Origin of the sequence: Paenibacillus sp. FSL M7-0656 (assembly GCF_038003225.1) — a bacterium.
In the GTDB taxonomy this organism is placed as follows: domain Bacteria; phylum Bacillota; class Bacilli; order Paenibacillales; family Paenibacillaceae; genus Paenibacillus; species Paenibacillus amylolyticus.
This window is the reverse complement of record NZ_JBBOOT010000001.1, coordinates 502,327-523,850: the sequence shown is the minus strand read 5'-3', so window position 1 is coordinate 523,850 and position 21,524 is coordinate 502,327. Positions and strand designations below refer to the sequence as shown.

General features: G+C 42.9%; 18 protein-coding genes and 1 pseudogene. 11 read left to right on the top strand and 8 right to left on the bottom strand.

The window, feature by feature from the left end; translation table 11 throughout:
* Nucleotides 1-78 precede the first annotated feature (78 nt).
* Entirely contained in the window at nucleotides 79-435 is a 357-nt protein-coding gene (locus MHI01_RS02235) for a winged helix-turn-helix transcriptional regulator (protein WP_036613919.1), read from the bottom strand.
* 359 nt (nucleotides 436-794) lie between these two features.
* On the opposite strand from MHI01_RS02235, the gene MHI01_RS02230 reads away from it, so the two are divergent.
* Nucleotides 795-1,214: an ester cyclase gene (locus MHI01_RS02230; protein WP_076317746.1), complete on the top strand. Its 420-nt coding sequence runs from the start codon at nucleotides 795-797 to the stop codon at nucleotides 1,212-1,214.
* 132 nt (nucleotides 1,215-1,346) lie between these two features.
* Here MHI01_RS02230 and MHI01_RS02225 read toward each other — a convergent pair whose 3' ends face one another.
* A complete protein-coding gene (locus MHI01_RS02225) occupies nucleotides 1,347-2,657 on the bottom strand; it encodes an amidohydrolase family protein (RefSeq protein ID WP_340982421.1) in 1,311 nt (436 codons plus the stop codon).
* Nucleotides 2,658-2,823: 166 nt separating this feature from the next.
* Between MHI01_RS02225 and MHI01_RS02220 the strand changes: the two genes are divergently transcribed.
* Nucleotides 2,824-3,252 (top strand): MarR family winged helix-turn-helix transcriptional regulator, encoded by a 429-nt coding sequence (locus tag MHI01_RS02220; RefSeq protein ID WP_036613915.1) that lies wholly within the window; start codon nucleotides 2,824-2,826, stop codon nucleotides 3,250-3,252.
* 672 nt (nucleotides 3,253-3,924) lie between these two features.
* Here the strand turns inward: MHI01_RS02220 and MHI01_RS02215 are convergent.
* From MHI01_RS02215 to MHI01_RS02200, 4 genes are all read right to left on the bottom strand, one after another.
* Nucleotides 3,925-5,295 (bottom strand): MFS transporter, encoded by a 1,371-nt coding sequence (locus MHI01_RS02215; protein WP_340982420.1) that lies wholly within the window; start codon nucleotides 5,293-5,295, stop codon nucleotides 3,925-3,927.
* An 83-nt stretch (nucleotides 5,296-5,378) separates the two neighbouring features.
* A complete protein-coding gene (locus MHI01_RS02210) occupies nucleotides 5,379-5,969 on the bottom strand; it encodes a TetR/AcrR family transcriptional regulator (protein ID WP_340982419.1) in 591 nt (196 codons plus the stop codon).
* Between the two features lie 261 nt (nucleotides 5,970-6,230).
* Nucleotides 6,231-6,707, bottom strand: a complete 477-nt coding sequence (locus tag MHI01_RS02205) for a nuclear transport factor 2 family protein (RefSeq protein ID WP_340982418.1) — start codon at nucleotides 6,705-6,707, stop codon at nucleotides 6,231-6,233.
* Between the two features lie 478 nt (nucleotides 6,708-7,185).
* On the bottom strand, nucleotides 7,186-7,569 hold the full coding sequence (locus tag MHI01_RS02200; RefSeq protein ID WP_047843230.1) for a RidA family protein: 384 nt from the start codon (nucleotides 7,567-7,569) through the stop codon (nucleotides 7,186-7,188).
* A gap of 354 nt (nucleotides 7,570-7,923) precedes the next feature.
* Between MHI01_RS02200 and MHI01_RS02195 the strand changes: the two genes are divergently transcribed.
* The 5 genes and pseudogenes from MHI01_RS02195 to MHI01_RS02175 all read left to right on the top strand — a co-directional run bounded on the left by MHI01_RS02195 (nucleotide 7,924) and on the right by MHI01_RS02175 (nucleotide 14,406).
* Nucleotides 7,924-9,867: a DUF4832 domain-containing protein gene (locus MHI01_RS02195; protein WP_340982416.1), complete on the top strand. Its 1,944-nt coding sequence runs from the start codon at nucleotides 7,924-7,926 to the stop codon at nucleotides 9,865-9,867.
* 330 nt (nucleotides 9,868-10,197) lie between these two features.
* Nucleotides 10,198-11,100 (top strand): NAD(P)/FAD-dependent oxidoreductase, encoded by a 903-nt coding sequence (locus tag MHI01_RS02190; protein WP_340982415.1) that lies wholly within the window; start codon nucleotides 10,198-10,200, stop codon nucleotides 11,098-11,100.
* 89 nt (nucleotides 11,101-11,189) lie between these two features.
* Nucleotides 11,190-11,590, top strand: a pseudogene (locus tag MHI01_RS02185) (Rrf2 family transcriptional regulator).
* A 65-nt stretch (nucleotides 11,591-11,655) separates the two neighbouring features.
* Nucleotides 11,656-13,113: a DHA2 family efflux MFS transporter permease subunit gene (locus MHI01_RS02180; RefSeq protein WP_445744888.1), complete on the top strand. Its 1,458-nt coding sequence runs from the start codon at nucleotides 11,656-11,658 to the stop codon at nucleotides 13,111-13,113.
* 120 nt (nucleotides 13,114-13,233) lie between these two features.
* Nucleotides 13,234-14,406 (top strand): epoxide hydrolase family protein, encoded by a 1,173-nt coding sequence (locus MHI01_RS02175; protein ID WP_340982414.1) that lies wholly within the window; start codon nucleotides 13,234-13,236, stop codon nucleotides 14,404-14,406.
* A gap of 122 nt (nucleotides 14,407-14,528) precedes the next feature.
* On the opposite strand, the gene MHI01_RS02170 is transcribed toward MHI01_RS02175, so the two are convergent.
* A complete protein-coding gene (locus MHI01_RS02170) occupies nucleotides 14,529-15,377 on the bottom strand; it encodes an MBL fold metallo-hydrolase (protein WP_340982413.1) in 849 nt (282 codons plus the stop codon).
* A 492-nt stretch (nucleotides 15,378-15,869) separates the two neighbouring features.
* On the opposite strand from MHI01_RS02170, the gene MHI01_RS02165 reads away from it, so the two are divergent.
* A complete protein-coding gene (locus MHI01_RS02165; protein ID WP_235431580.1) occupies nucleotides 15,870-16,052 on the top strand; it encodes a peptidase G2 autoproteolytic cleavage domain-containing protein in 183 nt (60 codons plus the stop codon).
* 498 nt (nucleotides 16,053-16,550) lie between these two features.
* On the top strand, nucleotides 16,551-17,342 hold the full coding sequence (locus MHI01_RS02160; RefSeq protein ID WP_340982412.1) for an SDR family oxidoreductase: 792 nt from the start codon (nucleotides 16,551-16,553) through the stop codon (nucleotides 17,340-17,342).
* Nucleotides 17,343-17,501: 159 nt separating this feature from the next.
* Here the strand turns inward: MHI01_RS02160 and MHI01_RS02155 are convergent, their stop codons facing one another.
* Complete coding sequence (locus MHI01_RS02155) at nucleotides 17,502-17,759, bottom strand: GlsB/YeaQ/YmgE family stress response membrane protein (RefSeq protein ID WP_074095306.1); 258 nt, start codon at nucleotides 17,757-17,759, stop codon at nucleotides 17,502-17,504.
* A 198-nt stretch (nucleotides 17,760-17,957) separates the two neighbouring features.
* On the opposite strand from MHI01_RS02155, the gene MHI01_RS02150 reads away from it, so the two are divergent.
* Both MHI01_RS02150 and MHI01_RS02145 read left to right on the top strand, forming a co-directional pair.
* Nucleotides 17,958-19,610, top strand: coding sequence for an extracellular solute-binding protein (locus MHI01_RS02150; RefSeq protein ID WP_340984818.1), 1,653 nt, complete (start codon nucleotides 17,958-17,960; stop codon nucleotides 19,608-19,610).
* A gap of 95 nt (nucleotides 19,611-19,705) precedes the next feature.
* Nucleotides 19,706-21,523: a sensor histidine kinase gene (locus MHI01_RS02145; protein WP_340982411.1), complete on the top strand. Its 1,818-nt coding sequence runs from the start codon at nucleotides 19,706-19,708 to the stop codon at nucleotides 21,521-21,523.
* The last annotated feature ends 1 nt before the right edge of the window (nucleotide 21,524 follow it).

The window sequence follows — 21,524 nt, the reverse complement described above, 5'->3', positions numbered from 1 at the left end:
GAGTCCTCCATTGATTTAACTTGAAGATGTAGAGGGATTCATTCTATTTTGAAATGACCGTGGAGTAACAATTTGACATCATTCACTCTGATGAATATCGTTTGGAAGTTCATCATTGAGTTTCTGGTACCCGAGCCCCCATGTTTCCATAGAGAATATAATTGGCTTCAGTGAATTTCCTAAATCACTTAAGCTGTATTCGACTCTCGGAGGGACTTCTGCAAAAACAGTACGAATGACAATTCCATCCTCTTCCATTGAACGTAAATTTTCAGTGAGAACCTTTTGACTGATCTCCGGGATACTTTTACGAAGTTCTCCGAATCGATGAGTTCCCTTCAAAAGATCCCTCATAACCAATAACTTCCACTTGTTACCTATCAATCCAACTGTCGTTGCGACGGGACACAACGGCAACTCTTTTTTTGAAATCACTGTATTATCGCCTCCAATAGTTACTATTAGTTTCCTATATAACAAAAAGGTGCCTACTTTCAAAATCAATACATTGCTTATATTATAATTCTGTCGATGAAAAATCAAATGAAAGGAGGAGGGAGTTTGCAAGAGAGTTTATGCAACTGAGTGACTATTTTTTGAATCATATGTTAACGTTCTTGAATTCTTGGAGACAGCATTTAGAGATCAGTTTATTGGCTCTGCAACCTAAAGATAAAATACTAGTTACAAAAAGGTTCCTATGCAACATTAAGGTGCCTACTTACCAATTATCTAAAGTAGAGATAAAATTTTAATGAAGGCATATGCTCACGAAAATAGAAAGGGGTTTAAATATGACGATTACAGAAAACAAACAATTGATGTATCGTTTCACGAACTTCATTAATACGGCAAGCAAGGAACTTGCTGAAGAATTGATTGCTCCAGATGCTGTTTTTTATGTACCTATGCAAAAAGAACCAATGAATGGTCCAAGTGGTTATCTCTCCATAATTCATATGATGAGATCTGGTTTTTCCGATATACAATGGACTGTTAAGGAGCTGGTAGCAGAAGAGGATCTAGTAGCAGCTCATTTTGTCATGAAGGGCACACAAGACGGAGAGTTTCTCGGGTTTCCACCAACGAGCAAAAAAATCGAAGTAAATGCAATGAATTTTTATCGGATCTCTAATGGCCAAATTATTGAAGAGTATGGTCAACCCGATATGCTTGGCTTGCTTCAACAAATAGGGGCAATTCCAAAAGCATAATTACCTCTCATTGATCTGGGCATCGTTCCAAAAAATTAAGATTTGGAAAAATAGATTAAAGTCGAAGAGGGACTGCATTTTGCAATCCCTCTTCTTAGTGATTTTACAATTAGGAAATATAAACTACTAGTTTTAGCCTAGTTTTTGCGAACCATTGAACCACACAGATTTGATTGACAAAGTATCTGAAATATTAGTGATCGGATCACCGTTTATGAGAATAAGATCAGCACGTGCACCTTCGGTAATCCGGCCACGATCTTGTAGACCAAAGCAACGGGCCGGTTTGGAAGTAGCCGACTGAAGAGCTTCGATCGGAGTGAACCCAGCCTTCACCAGCAGCTGCATTTCGTGGTGAACACTGGCCCCATGAGCAAGGCCACCAAGGTTCGGAACGGGAACCGGTGCGACATCCGTCCCTACAAGAATATCAACTCCGGCACGGTGAAGATCCATCACATTTTTAAAGCTGTTCTCCATGTTACCTTGTGGGAATGTATTGAAGCTTGAGTTCAAGATATCGATCCAATCCGGACTTAATTTGGAATGAACTCGTGGATCATTAGCCAATTCTGATGCCGGATTACCTATAATCGATGAATTTAACACCAAGCACGGTGTAACAAAAGCTCCAGATTTAGCTATGGATTTGACCAATTCGGACGTGTACTCGGGTCTGTCGATAAACAAGTGCCCCAAACCGTCGACTCCAAAATCGATGGCTGCTTTCGATGAAAGAGCCGTCAAAACGTGGGCAATGACCAACTTATCGAACTTGTGGGCTTCAGTAACGGCTGTTTTTAGAATCTCATCACTTAGAACAGGCAGGCCGGGTGCACCCATAACCGTTCCCTCTTCAATCATGATCTTAATATAGTCGGATCCATTCTCCACTTGGGTATGCACATGTTTGATCGCTTCATCAACCGTCGTCACTTGAGGTATTTCGTCGAGATCGTGAGCGTAGGCGGCCAACATTGCTTCCCGGTCTTCCTCCGACAACTTCTCTAGTTCCTTTAATACGAATTCAGGTATTTCATCTCCATCAGGCAGTAATTCATCTGGGTGCCCACCAGGAGCGGTAATCGCTGTCCCAGCAGATCGAACGTCTGCGATGTCATCCACATTTTTTAGCTGAATTTCGCGCCCTCTTTTCGTAAAATCGCCGTTCATTTCGAGTTCTGTTGTAACACCGAATTTTAAGGCATCTCGTAATCCGCCAATTGAGGTATGAACATGTGCATCAATGAGACCAGGTATTAATGTCGCATTTTCTCCATCGATAATTGTTGCATCGCTTGGGATGTCTCCGCCCACTGAAATAATGGAAACCCCTTTAATGACAATATGTCTGGGAGCAATAATTTGATATCCATCAAAGATTCGTACATTTGTAATCGCCGTAATTTCTTCTAACCCAGCATTCTGATTTAATTTCTCCATCATAACTCCTCCTAATGTGTTTGTGTTTCAACACTTCGGAGTATAACTGTTAGATATCTAACAGTCAATAGTCTAACTTTTGTTTGACAAGCCTACTGGGATCACTGTATATTTTAGCTACTTACAATTAGATTCCTAACAATTACAGAGGGGACGATGGACGGTCATGCCTTCCCGAGAAGATACGCCTTATATGGAGTTGTTTCAAATTATCGGTCTTAAGTTAAAGAAAAGAGCGGATGAGAGTATAAAAGAGCTAGGATTAAGTTCTCAACAAGGAAAAGTAATCGATTATATTTATGAGAATCAAGATAATCATATTATTCAAAAGGATCTTGCAGATCGGTTTCATCTGCGTGGGGCAAGCGTTACAAGCATGCTTCAAGGTCTAGAGCAAAAAGGTTTCATCGAACGTAAAATCCCGGCCAATAATGAACGGCAAAAAAATATTTACGTATTACCAAAAGCGGTTGACTTGATTGAAGACTTCAATAACTCATTTCAAAAAGTGGAGGATGAAATCGTTCAAGCCCTTAATGACGAGGAGAAGCAAATCTTAAAGAAATTACTGATCAGAATTAATGAACGCATATAACAGCCGGGCAAGCAGAGGTAACTGGTGGGGTGTGACAAGATCATGTTCCCATTACCGATTAGATGAATACCTAAGTCAAAGTTGTGGATTTCTTTTGAGCGATTAAAACGCTAAAGGCTGGATTAAGATCAAAAAGAAATCCTGCAATTTGTCCGTTATGTCGAGGGACAAGAGCATAGTCCCATTGAAGTCACTATTTTTGTGGTTTTTCGTATTATCAGGTTAGCCAGTAATTGCTGGTTGGCCTTTTTTTGTGGTCGTTTTACGATGGGGGGAGCTGGGAGAACGTGGCGGCTTTAGAGGCTAGGACCTCGTAACAAAAACAGTTCTCCCACGACTTCCCAAAAGACCATGTTTATGCTGGTAGAGGCAGTTGACCCCGTATAACAAGCGAAGCTATGGGTTTGGAAACATCGTGGAAAGGACTGTCGAAACGAAAGATAAGGACTGAGAACATAAAACCTGTTGTTGGCGTAGATATCGCTAAAGGTACAGGTGTGGTGCAGGCGTTTCGAAAACGAAATGAGCCCGTTGGCAAACCTACAGTCATCGCGCATGTTGCGAGAAAGCACATAAGAACAGAAATCCTTTAAATAAGGAAATGTGTTCAAGGACAAAATTACAGGTCATATTTTTTCGTTGATTTCACCTCCTTTTAAATATAATGATATTTTATTTATTGTTGGATTTACGTCCAAACTGATAATAATAAAGAACTGTCATTACAACAACTACCACGGCTAGAGCCAGCAAAATGTTACTGTACACAAAAGCAACATTATCATGTACAAACGGATTTAATTGAACAGTACTTGTTCCACCGTCAAGTACCTTGCCAATGACAGCTGTAGATCCTGCTGCTGCAATAAAGTTAAACATCGATAACAACCCCATACCGATCCCAATTTCATTCTTAGGCAAGGTACGTGAAATGGTGTTTGACATAGCAATTTGCATATAAGATTGACCTAGTACACCTAGTGTGAGGAAAATTTGAATATACGTAGGTGACATCCCTACGACTGAAGAGAGAATAATGAAACCACCAACAAGCAGTGTTGAGGCAGTATACAGTAGAAAAGGATTCCCTTTCTCATCAGCTAATTTTCCGCCCTTACGACCAAGAAACGCTGTAACAAGGGCTGAAGGCAACATTATGAATCCAATTAATGCAGGAGACAGACCATTCACATTCGATAACATGAGTGGTGTCAGGAATGGAATGCCGAAGCCAACTGCGATGAGTACAAATGCAATAACCATCCCCATCGAATATTGTTTATTTCTAAAGATCACGGGATTCACGAAGGGAACGGAAGCATAGCGAATTCGCAGGATAAACAAACCTAAGATGACTAATCCACTTACTAACAACCAGATATTGGATTGTGAAAGTGCCAGTAAGAAAGTGGAAACTGTTCCTGCCAACAGAATACCGCCAATATAATCAATTTTTTCGTTTGTCACTGGCTGATCATCCAAATATTTTCTATAAAAGGGTAACGTGATAAGAGAGAGCAGAGGTATTACAAAGAGAAATTTCCAATTTAAAGCACTCGATACGAATCCAGCAATAATGGGACCAAGTGCTGATCCAAGAGCAGTCCCGATTGCAGAAGTTCCCAAAGCGTGACCACGGTTCTCAGGTGAAAAAAAACGAACCGGAATTATCATGGCTAACGCAGGTATCACAGCCGCACCAGCAGCTTGCAAGATCCTCGCAACGATGATCATCCAATACTGTGTAGCCACCACACCCACAATGGACCCAGCCGCGAGAAGTAAGAGACCAAACGTAATTAAAGCTTTAATACTAAATTTATCTGATAATTTCCCATAGGTTACTGTACCAATGGCATACACAATCAAGTAACCTGAGACAATCCAAGTTACTTGTGATGCGGTGAGTTCAAATTCCTTGCTGATTACCGGCAATACCACATTAAACATCGTTCCGTTCATAACTGAAATGATAAGTGTGAAGACTAGAACACGGAGTAAAAGTGGGCCTGTTTTATCTGTTGTAGCAGCGTTGCTGTTCATTTAATTTTCCTCGATTCTTTATATGCTATGAATAATTAAACAAATGACCGTCAGTGCTTACTGTCAAATTATCGAGAAAAAAACTAGGGAGTTAAGGCCCTAGAGAATAGCCATACAAACTCTTTAATAATATCTTCTAAAGAGAGAGCTGGAAAATAAGATCCTGCATTCAGATTATTTATAAATGTACCATAATTCAGTGACATAAATGAAAAAGCTTGTATTTCTGGATTCGTTTCAATCAATTTTCCTTTATCATACATAGTTTTAAAATAATTGGTCAAAACCTCCATCAGTTGACGAGGATGTTTTATTGTTCGTTCCCTGAAACCAGGTAAATTATCTTCTTCTTTCAAGCTAATCATAATCATTTTTCGATTACGATTCATAATTTCATGATATGTTCTACAGATCAATGTTAAGTCCGTTTGTAGGTCCCAAACTAGCCTTTCATTAAATATCTTGGCCATTTCTTCTGAATAGTGATAATGGTCGAAGGCTGTTTCTAACAAGTTTTGTTTCGTTCCAAATTGCCGAAACAATGTTTTTTCACTTAAACCAGCAGAAGTAGCAATTTCTTGAGTTGTTACACTGCTATAGCCTTTTTTTGAGATTAAGTCAATGGCGGCCATCATTAATTTTTCCCTACTGCTTAATTTTGTATTGTTAGACATCTTCATTCCTCTTTTCTAATCATGTCAGTAATCACTGTCATCATTGTTATAGTAGCTAAAGTACATAACAATGTCAAATAAAATTAGAGACGTTAGAACCATTGGGAAATAAACATGGTACCATCACCTCTTTCAGGAAATGGTACCATGTTTATTACAATAAATTATAATGAAAATGCATTGATGGTCCGACGTCGTTCGTCGCTCTTCGTGCTAGCATCAGCGGAGGGCATAGGCATCAGCTAAAAACATGGCTTCCCCTCAGCTCCCAAAAGTCACACTGTGGTCATCAGGATTGGACTGCACGTCGTGGGGGGTGAGCGCCTCGATCGCTACTAATGGGTTCCAGTAGTCCAAGTAATGGGTGATGAGCGCGTCGTCATTGGTCCGAACGACGGAGATGCAAGTCTGCTCGTACGGCTTGCCGGTCGGCAGCGCCGTTCCCGTCGAGCGGAATTCGGCGATCACCAGATTCGGATCGACCGTCTCGTGGAATACCAGGTCGACGAACTCCACGTCAAAGGTCTTGGGAAAGTTACTCATGTGAGCAAATAGTGCATCGCGCCCCGTTACCCTTTGGGGCACGCCGGCCGGCGCGTACGGGAACTCGAGCACAGCGTCCGGGGCAAACAGCTTCAACCATTCGTCGACGCGTCCTGCTGCGGTAAGGCGCAGATGCTCGCTCAGGGTGTGCTGTGCAGCGGTGCGGCGTGTGTTATCGTCTTTTTTTAATGTCATGTCATGTTCACTCCTTGGTTAGTGGTTGGTATTCGACTGATCAAAACTTACTTAATTTAAACTATTTTCTTCATCCGTATTGCGTAATTTTATCTTTGTACTGCCAAACCACCACCCTTCAAATTGAAATGACTGTCTGTACTGACTGTCATCATGTGAGTAAAAAAACTAGGGGGTTAAGCCCTAGTGATTATCTGCACATCTTGTAACCTTTTTCCATGATTAGATCGAGCGTTGCCAACAGCATTTTATTCATTGTTGCTAAAATTTCACTGTTACTTATTGGCTATCCCTCGCCTTAATGACTGTCAGTGGTGACTGTCATTTGAGATAATATTATCGCAGTTTATATAGAATGTCAAGGATCAACCCATACAATCATTTTTATAAAGATCCGATATAGCGAATAATGAAATGATTCTCTTTTAAGCATTCAAGAAATATCACATTTAGTGACATATAAAAAACGGTAATGGAGTTAGTTTGTGTGTGCAACGGCACTGATTTCGATCAGCTGCTCAGGTGACGCTAGGTATGTCACACCGATACAGCTGCCCGCAGGCCGGTGTTGTCCCATGTATTCCTTAAACAACCCAATGCACGGCTCGATATGCTCTTGTGCGTTTGTCAGATAAATCTCCACATAAGCGAGGTTCGATTTTGTGATACCAAATTCCGCCAGCACGCGATCGAGATTCTCCAGCGTCTGCCGGGTCTGTGCTTCAATATCGCCCTCACCAACGAATTCACCCTCCGTATTGTGGGAAAATTGTCCCGAAATATAAATGGTGCCGTTGACGCTGTAGCCCTGGCTGATGCCGTGATCCCAAAGATCGTGACTGTAGGTTTTAACTTTATTCATTGTTTTTGACTCCTTTTCTTCAAAGTAAGGCTAGTATAAAATAAAAACTTACTTAAACAAAGTACGCACTTTATTGATAGTTACTATCAGAAAGGATAGTGTCTGTATATATAAGTATGTTTAATATAAAGGCGAAAGAAGGGCATGAAACTTACCAAAATAATTAAAACAAGACGACCTCGACGTTCACAGATACAATTTGGATCGGTTGATTATTGATCATATAATAGAATCTTGGAGTAAATTATTGACTAAAGGCAGTGAGGTGGAAAAGACGTCTACATAATGTTTATTGCAAACTTAATTTAACACTAGCAACAGTAAGTTTATATCAGATATTGGGAGGAATCATTGATGAAAAGAAAATTACTTAAACCGATGGCCATGATATTAACTCTTGGGTTATTCATAGGAGGTCCATTAGCGGTAATGTTTCCTAAAACGTCAGCAGCGGCTGGTACAATCACCGTTAATCTAACTGAAACGCAAGAGGCTTTCAAAAACCCTTTTAAGGGATTTAGACCTACTCGGTTTATGAATGACACCAAATTTCCGAATCATGAATACGGAACGGTGTTTAAGCACTATATCAAATACACGGATTTGGAGAATGCGTCATCGGACTCTGTACAGAAAATCATGGATTGGAGCAATGCAGCTTGGGCCGGGATTGAAAGCCAAAATAAAAAAGTTATTCCTCGCGTTCTCATCGTATATCCGAACGAAGGAGAATTTTGGCCCCAAGGGGTTCCTAGTGGCGACGTGGCTACACGCTGGACAACAAATATATTGAAAGATCGTCTTGCTGCATTTATTCAAAAGCTAGGTCAGGCATGGGATAGCGATCCCCGTGTTGCTTATGTGGAGCTGGGATTGTGGGGGAATTGGGGAGAACATCATATTTATCCGGATCAACTTGCCGATGAGACCGACCGGATTCCGCTCAGCTTCCAGACAGCTTTAGGAGACGCTGCTGAGCAAGCTTTTCAAAACAAGAAAGTTCAAGTACGTTATCCCGATACGTTCCAGAATTATGATTTCGGCCTTCTTTGGGACTCATTCGCATTAATTGATGATTTGGAAGGTGGGGAAGGCATTGTTGCTAGAGATAGCTGGAGAACGCAAGTCAACGGCGGCGAGGTTGCTTATGATTGGGGACAGAAACATATCCAGCCTGGCGATACTCCGGATGATACGTTAAGCGATATAAGGCATCGGAATTATGTTATCGATTGGATCAAAAAGACGCATACGACCAGTCTAGGCTGGATTGATCTGTACGATGCCAAAAATTCCGCTGTCTCTCAGGGAGCTGCACTGATGCAGAAGGAACTCGGATATCGATTCGTCATCAATCAAGCGACATTTTCGGAAAACGTGCAGCCTGGTGAGAAAATGAAAGTATCTTTGCAAGTTGTAAACAAAGGTTCTGCCCCGTTCTATTATAAATGGCCCGTTGAAGCCAGCTTGCTGAGAAGCGATCGCACAGTTGCTTGGAAGGGCATTTTTAACAATGAGGATATTCGGAATTGGATGCCAGGTGACGACTGGAACAGTTCTACGCGTCAATATGATCAGACGCCTTCCGATCAGCAAGTTTCCGGGGAATTTGATATCCCTTCCAACCTGCCAGCGGGTACTTACACCTTGGCGCTGTCCATTCTTGATCCTTATGGCAATCGTCCGAGCGCAAGATTTGCCAATACAAATTATTATTCCGGCGGCAGGACACCACTTGGAAAAGTGGGCATCGGCATGGAACCTGCTAACCAGAACATCAGGCCTTTCGACAGCTTGAAGTCTGAAAATACACTTTCGTATAGCTTAACTCAAACTCCTTATGACGGCGGTTACAGTAGCGGAACGAGCAGTTTACTCCTGGATGAATTTAACGACTCAATGAGTTGGCCGGGAAGCAATGGTATTAGCAAATGGACAGGAGCAAACGGGTTTGTAAACGATGCTGGTGTCATTGAATCAGGCGCGTTGAAGCTTCAGTATAACAATAACGGATGGTTTGGCTCTGATATTAAGCAGAACATAGAAAATTATTCAAAGATGGTAATTAAAATCAAAGGTGCACATGGCGGTGAACAACATCATATGCAGCTCTCGATCGGGGGAGTGTCCCAAACACTGGCAGCTTTCAGCGGGGATACGTTAACAACCAGCTTCAAAGAAGTTGAAATTGATTTGGCAGCGAAGGGTATAGATCGCAGCAGCCCAGGACAACTAACGATGACATTCTGGCATGGTGGAAATAGTACAATCTGGATAGATGAGATTCGTTTCGAATAATTAGCTTACCAATGATAGCTCAATAAAGACAGTTGAAAGCAGTCGATCAATCAATTTGATCGGCTGTTTTTGTTCAACTAATGAGTAGTTTGACCATAGATATTGGTACAATCGGCACAAGCGATTAAGTTACAATGACCTGTTTATATGGAATCATGAAAACGATATTTCTTGGTACTTTTATCTGTTTCTTGTACTTCCCCCATCACAAATAGCATACTCATGGCATTTAGGAATTAATAAAAATTTAATTATTTCATTTACAGATATTAAGGGTCTGTGATATGTTGATTAAGGCCCAACAAACAAATTTGAAGGAGGAGATTGAATATGCTTTATGATTGTGCCATTATTGGCGGTGGTCCCGCAGGATTGAATGCGGCATTAGTACTGGGTAGAGCCAGACGGAAGGTTGCCCTGCTGGATAACAATCAACCACGCAATGCAGTTACACATGCTTCACACGGATTTCTGACACGGGATGGGATTACACCGTCTGAGTTTCGGCGCATCGCTTATGAAGAGGTCACGAGTTATCCATCTGTAGAACATCACCCACTTACGGTCATGGATATCCAGAAGATACCGGAAGGATTTCTAATTATGGCAGGAGATCAGGTGATACGAGCACGCAAGCTGTTGATTACTACAGGGATGAAGGAAACGGTACCCGATATTCCCGGTTTGAAGGAGTTGTATGGGAAAAGTCTGTTTCATTGCCCCTATTGCGATGGATGGGAACTTAGAGATCGTCCGCTAATTGTTATTGCCGAGAACGAGGGTCTCTTTCACTTGGCAAAGCTGTTATATAACTGGAGTCGTGATCTTGTCATCTGCAGCAACGGGCGCAGTATTCTGACCGATGAACAAAAGCAAAAATTGATCGGCTACAATATCACGGTTTCAGAAAAAAAAGTCGCGGCATTTCATGGCGAAGACGGGATACTGCAAGAAGTCGAATTTGTTGACGGCTCCAAAATTAGACGAACAGGTGGCTTTGTTACTCCGAACTGGCAATCGAATTTTGTGTTTTCTGAGCGGTTAGGCTTGGAGACAAATGCCTTAGGAGGGGTCATTGCCGATGCTACAGGAAAGACGGGGATTACCGGAATATTTGCTGCCGGTGAAGCAGCTTCAGGTGCCCCTTCACAACTTATTGTGGCTGCCGCTGCAGGAAGTGTTGCTGCCGCAAGCCTGAATCTTGAGCTGACCGAAGAAGAATTCAGCCAGTAAAGCGACTTGACCTTTCATAAGCTTGATCCAACCATCAATTTAAAAATAGTATGAATATGTAGATTCTCTAATAAAGAAGGTTGATGAGCTTGAAATACTCAAAAGCTACCGATTATGCGCTTCATACGATGTTTTTTTGATGGCCGCTACCCCCGACAAGACAATTGGGGTACATCAGCTGGCTGAGAAACAGGGGGTATCTCCTACCTATTTGTCCAAAATTCTGACCAAGCTAGCTAAAGCGGACATGATCGAATCCGCTTCCGGAGCTCATGGGGGATATAAATTAAAGCAAAAATGGGATGAACTATCTTTACTTGATATCGTTCATGTTATTGAAGGTACATCGTCTTTATTTGATTGCAGTTTTGACCACGGACCTGAATGTCCGATTCAGCAAGTCGTTGAAGCCGCAGAGGCCAAAATGGAGCAGCATTTAGGAGAGCAAATGTTGGTCAAACTTGTTATTAAAATGAAGGACAAACTTTAATTTTTTTTGAAATAATTAGATACATAAAGTATCTATAAAATCTATTATGCATAGGAAATGTACAGATGAATGTGCAAGGATCAGAAGTCGTACAAAATTCAAAAAAAAACTACCAAACAACTCTCATTATGGCAGTCTTCTTGCTTAGTGGTTTTGTCGGACTGTTCAGCGAAACAGCGCTGAATGTCGCCTTAAGCAGCTTGATGGACTTGTTCCAGATTTCAGCTTCGATGGCGCAGTGGCTAACCACTGGTTACTTGTTGACGCTGGGCATTTTAGTTCCGTTGTCGGGACTGCTACTGCAATGGTTTTCCACCAGGCAACTGTTTATTTTCTCCTTAAGCTTATCGATAGGGGGTACATTAATTGCCGCCCTTGCCACAGGGTTTGAGGTACTGTTAATCGGACGAATCATTCAAGCTGCAAGTATGGCCGTGTTGGTGCCGTTGATGTTTAATACTATTCTTATTATTTTTCCTCCAGAAAAAAGAGGTGCGGTCATAGGTGTTTTGGGTCTTGTGCTGGTTGTAGCACCTGCCACGGGCCCAACGTTATCTGGAATAATTATCGGAAGCTTGGGGTGGCAGTGGATTTTCTGGTTGTCCCTTCCCATCATCGGAATTTGTCTGCTGCTTGGATTGAGGTTCATCCAAAATGTGTCTACGATTTCCAAACCCAAAATCGATTTTTTGTCTCTTTTCGTTTCTACGGTAGGATTTGGTGGAATTGTATTTGCTTTTAGTGGTGTAGGTGAAGGTGAGGGCGGTTGGGGTAGTGCGATGGTTATATTACCGATGATTGCAGGAATATTGGCTTTGTTGGTATTCGTGTGGCGCCAGAACCGAATAAAGCAGCCGATGTTGAATCTACGCGCACTCAAATACCCCATGTTTTCAATTGGAACACTCATGTTGTTTGTTTGCATGCTTCTCATATTAACTTCCATGGTCGTGCTCCCCATGTACTTGATCAGAGGATTGGGACTGGATGCCTTAACAGCGGGTTTGGTGCTATTACCTGGAGGCATTCTGCAAGCCATTATGTCCCCGGTAATGGGGAAATTGTTTGATAGATTTGGCCCCCGCTGGATTGTTCCTTTGGGCTTGATCGTAATTTCTACGGCATTGTTTTTTCTTAAGGGAATTTCGGAAAGTACCTCGTTAATACTCATTATGATCATGCACACCGGATTGATGGTCGGTATCTGTGCTGTGTGGATGCCATCGCAGACCAATGGTCTTAATCAACTGCCTCCGGAACTATACCCGCATGGAAGCGCGATTATGAATACGATTCAGCAGATTGCCGGAGCCATCGGTACGGCAGTTGCCATCAGCCTGATTTCAGTCGGGAGTCATGCTTTTATGGAAACGGCAAGTGACCCGACAAACCCTGTAAATGATTCATTAGCTCTAATAGCAGGTGTCCAGACTAGCTTTGTTTTTGCGTTTGTGGTTGCTCTTGTCGGCTTGCCTCTTGCTTTCTTCATAAAACGAGTACAAGTAGGAAACCCATCATCCTAATAGATGGAGAGGGAATGGTTGCTATTGTTTAATGCGGGCATTTGGGAGAATGCCTGCCACAATGGATCTCATCGATTTTATTAATGGAATCAATATAGTTTTAATGGGAGGCTTTCAAGGATGAATGATTCAAAGAAACGAGGAACGGAAGTTGCAGATCCAACTTTGGAACAAATTCAATCTTATCGCGTTTCTGTGCCTCAAGCTGATCTTGATGACCTGAAAAATCGTTTAGAACGCACTCGATGGCCAGATGAATTACCTGGAGTGGGATGGGATTACGGTGTACCACTTAATTATGTTAAGGAGTTGGTAAACTACTGGAGTACGAATTACGATTGGCGAAAACATGAAGCTAGGCTTAATGAGTTTCCTCAGTTCATCACAACGATAGACGGTGAAAACATACATTTTCTCCACGTTCGTTCTCCTGAGCCCAATGCGTTACCGTTGTTAATGATCCACGGCTGGCCGGGATCGATTGTTGAGTTTCTAAATATTATTGGTCCATTAACTAACCCTCGGTTCTATGGAGGGAATCCAGAGGATGCTTTTCATCTGGTTGTGCCGTCCATTCCAGGATACGGATTTTCAGGACCGACCCGGCAACCTGGAATGGATATCCAACGTATCGCTCAGATGTTTATAGTGCTTATGGAACGATTAGGATATCAACGTTACGGCGTACAAGGTGGAGATTGGGGTTCATTTATTTCTCAACAAATAGGATTGCTAAACCCTGATCATATTATTGGAATTCACCTTAATATGTTGACGACATTTCCTCCTGAAGATTTTAAAGAGGTAGAGAGTCTGACAAAAGAAGAAAAAGAGCGTTTAGAAAAATTGAAGCTTTATGATCTTGAATTATCTGGGTACATGAAAATCCAAGCCACACGTCCACAGACTTTAGCCTATGCTTTAACCGACTCACCTGTTGGTCAACTAGCATGGATTGTTGAAAAATTTAAGGAGTGGACGGACTCTACAAACCTTCCTGAAGATGCTATCGATCGTGATGATATTCTTACAAATGTCATGCATTATTGGCTAACTGGAACAGCTGGATCTTCAGCACGTCTATATTATGAGACATTATTTAAGTATGATCCTTCAGTGGAAAACAAGAAAATTTCTACAGTACCCACTGGTGTAGCAGTTTTTCAGAAGGATACTATGCTACCGATTCGTCGATTTGCCGAGCGCGATCATAAGATCATTCACTGGTCGGAGTTTAAACGTGGCGGTCGGTCACTTTGCAGCCTTAGAACAGCCTGTACTTCTCATGAATGATATAAAGAAGTTTTTTGGCAATTTTAAATAAACGAAGGTTCTGGTACTAAAAAGTTAAAGCATTGTGTTTGGACAACGGAATTTGTACCGCTGTCCAAACACTATGCTCGAAGTGAACAAAATTAGTTAACATACTTGCCGTAATCCGGTACGGCAATTTGGTCAAACTCATTAACCAGTTTTTTCAGGCTTGTTGTCAGCAATTCACCGGACATCGGTAATCCATGGCCAGTTACAGCAACCGAGGGCTTTAAATTCTCAAGGTTAACAACAGATTGCTTCGCAGCAACCCAATCTGTTGTTAAATAGCGAGGGGGTCCACTTATCTCCAATTCCTGATTAAATACTTTATACATATACTCTTGTTTTACAGTAGTGAAAGCATCACCTGCGATTAAAGCTCCGTCATTTTCCCGAAACAACGAAATATGACCCGGCGAATGTCCTGGCGTATGAATCCATCTAAATCCTGGCATATGGGGTACAGTTCCGTCAGGAGGTAACGTTTGCACATGGCTTCCAAGATTTATTGATTCATTCGGAAAAGATGGGGACATCTTCGCTACCAAACCACCTTCAACTGTAGGGTCTGGTTCCGGGTAGTTTTTTACCCCTGTGAGGAAGGGGAGCTCCAACGGATGTGCATAAACCGGAACTTCCCAGTGTTTTACAAGTTCGATCACCCCTCCGACATGATCAAAATGTCCATGAGTCAAGATTACCGCTTTGGGGCGGCTGTTTGCACCGAAACGCTTCTCAATGATAGAGATTATTTCATTTGCTGACTTTGGCATTCCAGCATCTACTAAAACGAACTCGTCAGATTCCTGGTTACCCACTAGACAGATATTGACGATTTGGATAGTGTAGCAAAATAAATCAGGTAATATTTCAATCCCCACACCACTTCCTACTGAAGTTACGGGGACGAACTTATAATCTGTACCATAATTCAATTGTTCTTGATTCATTACTCATCCTCCTTGAAGTTGTTCAATCGACTTGCTGTAGTATACCCAGAAGCAAAAAAATATCCGAACTTACATAGCCTCCACAGATCGATTTTATAAAACTGTCGATTGACAAGAATAGAGGCGCATTTTGCATTCATGTCGCTATAGAAGTGGCTTATTGGGAGAAAATCAAGGAATTCTGCAAATGATATAGTACCTTATCACTCTTCAATCCGAGGTCAGAAAGAAGTTTCGATTGAAGAGTTTGCTACTTTAGATGAAGAAAATTAAGAACTGACTCATGACTCCTTCGTCAGATGGTGGTGCTGATCGCGAAGTGACCGTTGTTTACCAGCGAATGGCAACTATGGTACGCCGTCATTCCTCAGATGGAATGATCTATACGTCAAAGATAAGTGAGAAGAATTCAATATCATGATGTTATTGTACCTGAAGTGAAAGATAAGGAAGGTCGAATAATATGACTCATCGAAGGAATATATCCCACGATTGCAAAGGGTAGAATGGATACCGATTGGTGTTGTCGGTAAATTGCTTGTTCGTGATGACGGTACTAATCAGGTAGGGGGATTTTGCCGGCCGAATAACGAGGGAATTGCAACATCATCTACAACAGGCTACCGGGTTATGAAAAGGACTGGACCTAATCAAATTTTGATATTTGTGAAATGAGAATTATCTCTTCCATCAAGATTAAATTATAGTGTCAAGGAGAATTCTAAAATGTTGCTATCAAAAAATGTCTAGGGACAAGAACTCGTTCCTATTGCAGAATAGGCGTAATCGTTATTTTTCCCTTTAATTCATTAAGCTAACGGGCAGGTTAGTTTAATAAGAATTGCTATATTTGTCACTACCATGTATTTATCTTGACAGTAATTGAGTCTGACTCGTAATATTTAAAGTGGAGATGTAGGAAAGGGGACTCGCCGGACCATGTGGACTTCCTTGTAATGATTATCTAAACTGGATCGCTCGACTTGGTGTTTTGGTTATAACCACACGCCTGGTTTGTGATGCCGATCCGCAATCATTCAAGGGACGCGAGGAACCGTTTGAATCAAACCCGGGCGCGGATACTTGATGTATCCGCTTTTTGTTATACCTAGGATAATTCCATCTCCAATGAAAAATGGTTTTCTCCCTCCCTTATTAAACGGAGGAAATAAAATGACCAAACTATATGGAAAAACTGCTATCGTGACAGGCACTAGCCGCCCCGGAGGTATCGGAACCGCTGTCTGCCGCACGTTGGCGCACGAAGGCGCTAATGTGTTCTATACCCATCTGTACGATTACGATAAATCAGAGAATCCGGGGGATGCCGACAAAAACTGGCCGGATCTCTTTGCCGAAGAACTTCGCTCCTATGGCGTTAAGGCAGCGCATATGGAGGTCGATCTTACCGATCCCAATTCTCCAGCGCAACTGCTTGATGCATGCCGATCGGCTCTCGGGCTGCCGACCATTCTCGTCAACAACGCTACCTACAGTGTAGCAGCTGATTTCCGTCAATTAAATGCATCATTGATCGATGCGCACTGTGCCATGAACATTCGAGGTACATTCATGCTATCGGCCGAATTTGCACGTATGCTGGAGGTTGAACTGGCCGTCCATCAGGACCTTTGCGGCGGCCGGATCATCAACCTCACGTCCGGTCAAGGTAAGGGGCCGATGCCTGGCAATCTCGCTTATGCCGCAACAAAAGGCGCTGTCTCCACCTTTACCGAATGTCTATCTGCTGAACTGGCTCCGCTTCACATTACTGTGAATGCGGTTGATCCCGGGCCTACTGATACGGGTTGGATGTCAGAAGAAGTGAAAAAAGCTTTGCTACCGGAATTTCCGATGGGCAGGATCGGTCTTCCTGAAGATGTATCCCGTCTGATTGCTTTTCTGGCAAGCGACGATTCCCAATGGATCACCGGACAAATCATTCATTCTAGAGGTGGTTTCTAATTTCCATAAAACCAAAGGAGGCCGCCGATCAACAGGATCGGCGGCTTTATTCGACTACCGGGTGGAAACTACGCTTTGTGAAGAAGATGATGCAACGGTGGCGAAAGAAGCTTTACGTCAATACCCAATCAATTGGGTAAAACTTGTCGTCTCCGCCTTTTAACGTCTTCGGAACGCTCCACCACGCGCCAGAGCATAGAAAATCAAGAGAGCAATGATTGACCCGACGATCGCGGGTATGATATGAAATCCACCCACCACCGGCCCCCTCGGTCCCAACAGTTCATACCCTAACCACGATCCAACAAAGCCAGCAATGATATTTCCAAGTACGCCTCCCGGCACGTCCCGTCCAATCAGATTTCCACTTAACCAGCCAATTAGCCCACCGACAATAAGTATCCAGATTAAATACACGAATTGGTCTCCCTTCCATTGATTTATTACAAGTTATGTTTCGTTAGGGGGAATGTTGCGGATCATCTGGGAATCGACCACTAAACCATTTCCATTTTAATCCAATGGTAGTAAAATCGGTTGTACCACCACTAGTATGAATGCTGGTGCAGATGGGGATGGAGATGGCCAGTATAAAAAGGAGGCGCTCAAGTGTTTATGTTTCGAAGTCCTTTTATTACAGCCTTGTTGATGATGTTTCTGATGTCAGGCTTGACTGCTTGTTCTGAGTCAGAGCAAGCGGAAGATAAGGGTGCTTCGACAAAGGCTGACTTCACGGAGCAGATACAGAGCCTTAATCTGAATCTGGAAGAACCGTCATGGAAGCTGGATACCACCCCCGTGAATCTAACGTGGTTCGTTGGAGCCGAATGGTACGGGCACACTTGGGGTGAGAGCCTGACTTCCAAATATGTCACCCAAAAAACAGGGGTCAATATCGAATTTGAAGTATCAACTGGTGAACCAAGCGAGATGTTATCACGGATGTTGACGACCGGTAGTCTGCCGGATCTGATAACCATCGGCTCCTGGGAGAGTGCGGTTAACAAACTTCGGGAGAGTAATCTCGTCTATGCCCTGGATGAGCTAGCCGACCAGTATGATCCTTACTTTTACAAGGTAGCAGGTGATGGTGCTCTACAATGGTATCGGCAGGAAGACGGCCATACCTATGTCATTCCCAATGATGCGTACAGTCCCGAACAGATGCGTTCAACCGGCTTGACGGGAGCGAACCAAACCTTTCTCGTACGTAAAGATCTGTATGAGTCGATGGACAAACCGGACCTTACCACACCAAAAGGTTTTTTAAATGCATTACACTTGCTGAAGAATCAATATTCTGTTTATAAAGGTCAGCTGATCAGTCCGTTTTGGACACAGGGGAATGCATCCTATGGGTTGACCGAATATTTGCAAAATCTGCTTGCGATCCCCCATGAACAGAACGGTAAAGTATACGACCGAATGACAGATCCCGATTATATGGAGTGGCTGGAAACATTTCGTATCGCTTACGAGCAGGGCCTGATTAATGTTGATTTTCTGGTCGACTCCAGTGCGCAGGTGCAGGAAAAAACCAACCATGCCCAATATTTTATGATGATTCGGGAATGGACAGACATATCGGACCTTAATTCGAAATTGGAAGTCCTTACGAATCAGAGTTCATACTATATTGCTGTAGATGGACCCCGGAGCAGCAGGATGGAATCCGCCAAACTGTTTCCCGGCAGCATGGATGGCTGGATGGTTACGATGATTAGCAAATCAACGGAAAACCCTGAACGGGCCATTCGATTTTTGACCTATCTGGCCAGCGAAGAAGGCCAAAGGGATTTATTTTTGGGCAAAGAAGGTGAAACCTGGGCGATGAAGAACGGCAAACCGCAGTTGACGGCGGCAATGGTTCAGTTGCATGACACGGATCGGGAGCGGCTGGAAAAGGAATATGGCATTATGGATACCTACTGGATGCTGCGAAACCCTGCTTTCGTTAACAAGTGGAGACCAGAGAATGCCCCATCCATTAAGCAAATGGAGGAGTTCGCCAACCAACAGGCCGATCTGAACAGCGGCATCTATAAGGGACTAGATCCTATAGGGGATTCCGATATCGCGTTAGCCTGGTCACGTATTTCTCAGAATTGGGAAGAAGTGCTGCCAGAACTGATTACAGCGAAGGATGAAGCTGCCTTTGACAAAATTTTTGAGAATTTTCTGATACGTCGTGTGAACTACGGCTTTAACCAGGTGATGGAATATCGCCAGGCTGAACTGGAACTGCGAAAAGCCAAGATAGCCAGATAACCATTCCTACTACATTGTTAATTATCAGCTAACTAGTAATATATGGTATAACCAAAGGTGGTGAATACATCAGAATGAAATACCTACTAACGAGATTGAGGAAGCTTTATCGCAATGCCCGTATATCCCAAAAGCTGTTTCTGGCATTTAGCCTGATGATTGCCATACCTGTTATTTTGATATCCTTTGTGTATATCCGCATGCAAGAAACCCAGCTATATAAGGATGCTATGGCAACGGGCAACAGCCACGTTTCATGGCTGAATGAACAATTGCGCAGAAGAATGGATATGATTGAGAACGCTTCCAATACAGCCCTTACTCAAAAGTCATTTGTGGATTTTATTCATTCCAATATGCTTGTGGATGGACTGCGTCTGGTGAAGTTTAAGCAGAACCAGTTTGAGCAAATGCTTAATATCATTCAAAGCAATGCGATGATCAGTGAGCTTAGCTTTTACGTTGATAACCCAAACTTGTATGAAATCTGGCCTGAAATCTATCATTATAAGAAATTTTGGCCGCAGGATTACTGGGTAAAGCTTCGGGACGAAGGTGGTGCGGCTTACCGTTTATTTTCTTTTAGGGATGGTGAACACACATTATCCTACTATCGTCTGGTTCGCCTTCAAGGGCAGGAGCAAAAACGCCCTAGTATTATGGAAGTGCGAGCCCCGCACAGCATGTTTTTCAGCGACCTGCTCCAGGAGAGCAAGGGGGACTTCTTTTCGGTGTTGATGAACGCAAGCGATCCTCCCCAATATGTTTACAATCCCCAACATGAGTTTTCTGAGAAATACGGGCAGGGGATGGAGGAGATCCTTGGCAGTATTCATCGCCAGCTGGATATATTGCCGCAGGAAAGCCCGCTTCAGGTTAAGGTGGGAGATCAGAGCTTCTATGCATTGTATCGATACATCGCTCCGTTGAACACTTATGTGGTCGAGATTGCTTCCCATCAGGCATTGATGAAGGGGCCGCGCAGTTGGTATGCATTTGTGGTAACGATTACATTATGTGTTTTGCTGCTCATTATGTTACTCGTATCCCAAACGACGCGGCGTATTTTCCGGCGGTTGGACAGCGTACTGGTATCCATGCGTCAGGTAGGGAAAGGCGAGCTGGATGCAATGATTGATATAGGCCTTGATGAGAACGAAAGAGGGGATGAAATCGATGAGGTGGCGGTGAATTACAATAAAATGTTACATGAGGTCAAACGTCTAATGACACAGGTCGTGGATAAGCAGTTAATTGCCAAAAACGCACAGTTGCACTCCCTGCATTCGCAGATTAATTCTCATTTTTTATATAACGCCCTGGAATCGATCCGTATGGTGGCAGAGGTACAGAGGCAGCCTGCGATAGCCAATTCATTGGTGTCATTGGGCTCCCAGCTACGTTACAGCATGCAGTGGCACAGCGATACCGTTGCTTTTCGTGAGGAGCTTGCCAATATCCAAAGTTATATTGAATTTATCAACTTTATGGAAGGCGGCAGTATCGTTATGACGGCGGATATTCCTCCGGAGATACTTCGCTACGCCATTCCCAAGATGTGTATGCAGCCTATCGTTGAAAATGTAGTTCATCACGGGGCACCTTCAGGCGGCAGGGTAACTATAGAGATTACCTTTTCTGTGGAGAATGACAGTCTGCTTTTCATTAACATAAGAGATGACGGAAAGGGGTTAGAGCCTGAGATGTTACACCGTCTTCAGGCATTACTGCGGAGCGAATCGGATACACCGATGGTTACTAGCAGGAGCGGACTTGGTTTGGAAAACGTGAATAAGCGATTGCAGCTTCATTATGGCAAGAATTGCGGTCTTTGGATTGATAGTGTGCAAGGTGCATATACCTGCGTAACGATACGCTTGCCTTGGGAAAATGTAAATCTTGGAGGGTGGTAGA